General features: G+C 52.8%; 5 protein-coding genes. 4 read left to right on the forward strand and 1 reads right to left on the reverse strand.

What is annotated here, in order from left to right; translation table 11 throughout:
- From CLV89_RS23110 to CLV89_RS22135, 4 genes are all read left to right on the forward strand, one after another.
- Positions 1 to 495: phage late control D family protein (locus tag CLV89_RS23110; protein ID WP_243395118.1), on the forward strand; the 495-nt coding region annotated here is incomplete at its 5' end.
- Positions 479 to 1,483, forward strand: a complete 1,005-nt coding sequence (locus CLV89_RS23190) for a type VI secretion system Vgr family protein (protein WP_165798198.1) — start codon at positions 479 to 481, stop codon at positions 1,481 to 1,483. The genes CLV89_RS23110 and CLV89_RS23190, both read left to right, overlap by 17 nt.
- Positions 1,480 to 1,944 (forward strand): hypothetical protein, encoded by a 465-nt coding sequence (locus CLV89_RS22515; protein ID WP_133166789.1) that lies wholly within the window; start codon positions 1,480 to 1,482, stop codon positions 1,942 to 1,944. Before CLV89_RS23190 ends, CLV89_RS22515 begins: the two co-directional genes overlap by 4 nt.
- On the forward strand, positions 1,941 to 2,945 hold the full coding sequence (locus tag CLV89_RS22135; RefSeq protein WP_106165736.1) for a hypothetical protein: 1,005 nt from the start codon (positions 1,941 to 1,943) through the stop codon (positions 2,943 to 2,945). Before CLV89_RS22515 ends, CLV89_RS22135 begins: the two co-directional genes overlap by 4 nt.
- A 160-nt stretch (positions 2,946 to 3,105) precedes the next feature.
- Here CLV89_RS22135 and CLV89_RS22140 read toward each other — a convergent pair.
- A partial coding sequence (locus CLV89_RS22140) for an integrase core domain-containing protein (protein WP_133166767.1) occupies positions 3,106 to 3,359 on the reverse strand: 254 nt, incomplete at its 5' end.

Here is a 3,359-nt window from a genome sequence, read left to right on the forward strand (position 1 = left end):
GCGCTCAGCCTGCCCGAAGTTCCGGGATCATCGCGCCCGTACTTCGGCGTCGAAGGGTACCACCGGCACGAGGAAGAGCATTTCCGCCATTGGTCAGCAAGCGAGCGGATCACCACCGGCGCGGTGCGACTGACGGAGTATAACTTCAAGATTCCCACATCGGCGCAGGAAGTCGACCACCTCTCTGATGCGTCTCATCCAGGCGGCGATATCGAAAGCTATGATTGGCCTGGGGATTACCTCAATCAGGGCGAAGGCCGGGGTGTGGTCTCGCGCCGCCTTGAGGCGGAGCGCGGTCAGGCCCCACGCCACCGGGCTGAGGGCGATGTGGTGTCCCTCGGGGCGGGTTGGCGCGTAACGCTGGCCGGGGATGATGTTCCCAATGCGACGGGGCGCACATTCGTGTGCCTCAAGGCCACCCATCGGTTCCGGGCGCAGGCCTATGGGTCTGGGAGCGCAGGAGCGGATGACGCGCCCTATGACGGTGACCCCTGATGATGCACCGTTCCGCCCCGAGCGCCGCACTGTAGGGCCCCGTGTGCAGGGACCAGAGACTGCGGTTGTAGTTGGCGAAGGCGAGATCGATTGCGACGAACACGGGCGCATTTTGTGCCGTTTCCACTGGGATCTGGATGGCGCTTATTCGATGCGAGTGCGTGTTTCGCAGAACTGGGCGTCCAAGGGCTGGGGCGGTATGGTCATCCCCCGCATCGGTATGGAGGTCATCGTCGAACACCTGCGGGGGGATCCAGACAAACCGATTGTGACCGGCTGCGTGTACAATGGGAAGAACCGGCCGCCTTATGAGTTGCCTCAGCATAAGACACGATCAACTTTTAAAACGGATACCCATCAGGGCAAAGGGTTCAACGAACTCAGGTTTGAGGATGAGGTTGGGGCGGAAGAGGTTTTCTTGAGAGCTCAAAAAGATCTCACTGAAAAGGTAGAAAATAACGCAACTGCGAGGGTCGACAACAATTGTGTTCTGTCTGTTGGCCGGCACCATTTTACAGAGGTTGCTGGCCAAGATAGCCACCGTGTGGGTGGTGATATGTCTATAATGGTGACAGGTTCCAGTTCCACCACTTTCGCGTCAGGGGCGCATGCAAAGAACCCGGAAGGTATTCGCATCCTTGGGTACAACTTGAGTGGATCGGCAAAGGCTTCAGTTGGGACGGGGAATTTTCAACTGAGTGCCAAGGCTAATATTTTGATGACCGCAGGCACAAATGTAACGTTATCCGCAGGGGCTGGGCGTAATGATCAGGTCGCCAAGGATTACACCATGCAGGTAACGGGCGCTGCAACAATCACTACAAGCCAGTCCAAGCGCGAATTTGTCGGAAAATCACTGTTTCTGGATGTAACTGACGGCATAACGATCCGAACGGGTGCGTCCTGCCTCAAGATGGATGCAGACGGCACAATCAGTCTGACAGGCACACATATTGTGCTCAACGGGAAAAGGATTGACCTGAATTGAAAAACACTCTTGTTGCTGTCCTCATCTTGGCTGTTCTAGGTCTTTTCGCAGACCGGAGTGTACAGAACCTTAGATCTTCAAAGCCATTGCTGACGGTGGTTGTTCCTGCCGGATATTGTGGAGAATTAGACCTATACCGTACGGCACCTGACGAAGCTAGATCGGAGAGAAACTACACCCTTTTTAATTTGACTGGAGAAAGTTCAATTCTTGCTGACTTTCCTCACAGTGAAGAAGGGGTTCGGGTAACGCTTGCGGGATTTGCGAATGATGGCGCGCTTGATGAAGATATCTATTTTAGAGTGCAATCGGTGTCTTCATGGCGATATGGCTCGGTAACTACCTACTTCATTTCACCCACACAAGAAGACTGCATCAAACCCACTCGCGTTCCAAACAACACAGTTACCGAAATTAGACGCAATTTTTCCCATATCATTGAGGGAAAGAGGTTAAGATGAGCATCTACTACATTTTCGAAAGAGCTTTTCACCCCGATGAGGGATTTGGATTGGGAGGTTTTGGTTTCAAGGGCGACAATAGACAATTCTCATTTATGGACGATGGGGCATCTTCAAGAGTGTGGAGCATGCTAGAAGTCGACACAAGTCAATGGCAAAAAGAATTTGATCAAACCAGTGATGAATTTATTGTGGAATCAGACCCGAGCAAAGCCCCGACCTACCTCGGAAACAGATATGAGGGATACGATAGCGTGGATACACGACCGACAGGCGTCGCACGTGTCAGTGGTGGTCCACCGGTCGCTGATGGCATCCAGTCTCTGACGATCCAGATTGCAACTCGCGGCAAAAATCATGCTTTTCCGACAGAGTATATTGCTGATCTGAGAGGTGGGACGGGAGTGGATCGGCTCTATGATTGGCTCGGTGGAGAGAGTATTCCGATGAACCCGGAATCCCGACTTCTGATCCCGGATTTGGATGTACAGGTCGGGATCACTCTACTCATTGATCGTCACCGTAAGAAGATGAGTATCACCTCAAATCTGACAGGCGATGGTTTTCCAAATTCGGAAGTGTTCATACACGACAACGCGGGCGGAAAGCTGATGCTAAACACGCATCATCGCATTGGAAGTGCAGCAGGGCAGCTGATTGGCAACCACCGGCACCTTTTGGCAGCGACGCAATTGACAATTGATATTGATGACGCGGGAAATTTTGGTGACTCTTTGACAGCCGTCAGATGTGTAGATTTCATGCCTTGGGATACCGATCTTTTGGAAATTGCAGGCACTACGTCGTTCAGCCTGGCCAATTGGAACGGTTTACATATCGCACGTGATCCAACCGAAGAGGGAATCTTCGGCCTCGATACCGATGACGCACTACCGATACCCGGAGCTGACCATCGCTGGCCTAGAGATCGACGTGACGCTGGGCTGCGGAACTTGTTTGATGAACCTGCATTGTCAGATCTTCCGCATTGGAATCATTAGAAATAATGTTACTTGGGCAGGTTAAGAAGATCATTTATTGTGTGGTTAGACGATTGCGTCTGTGCTTCGGATCGGCGCTTGGAGTATATGAATATGTTGCGCTTTCCAAGAGGGATAAGGAGTTATTGATGTGCCCCCATCGAGTGGTCCAATTTGAATGTTAATGCATCGTCGGTCTTTGGTCTATCGGGACGATGCTTTTGGGCGCTGGGGGCCGGTATCCTAAGGCGCTGTGGGGCCTAACCGTGTTGTAGTGGCGACGCCAGCGTTCGATGAGGATCTGTGCTTCACGCAGCGTGGTGAAGACCTCGCCGTTTAGTAACTCATCCCGGAAGCGGGCGTTGAAGCTCTCGCAGTAGCCGTTCTCCCAAGGTGATCCCGGGGCAATGAATGCGGTCTTCGCGCCCACGGCAC

Origin of the sequence: Tritonibacter scottomollicae (assembly GCF_003003215.1) — a bacterium.
Classification (GTDB): domain Bacteria; phylum Pseudomonadota; class Alphaproteobacteria; order Rhodobacterales; family Rhodobacteraceae; genus Epibacterium; species Epibacterium scottomollicae.

Bases quoted from the DNA above. Each gene is read 5' to 3' on its own strand.
- CLV89_RS22135 (WP_106165736.1), top strand. From the start codon at position 1,941: ATGAGCATCTACTACATTTTCGAAAGAGCTTTTCACCCCGATGAGGGA.
- CLV89_RS23190 (WP_165798198.1), top strand. From the start codon at position 479: ATGACGGTGACCCCTGATGATGCACCGTTCCGCCCCGAGCGCCGCACT.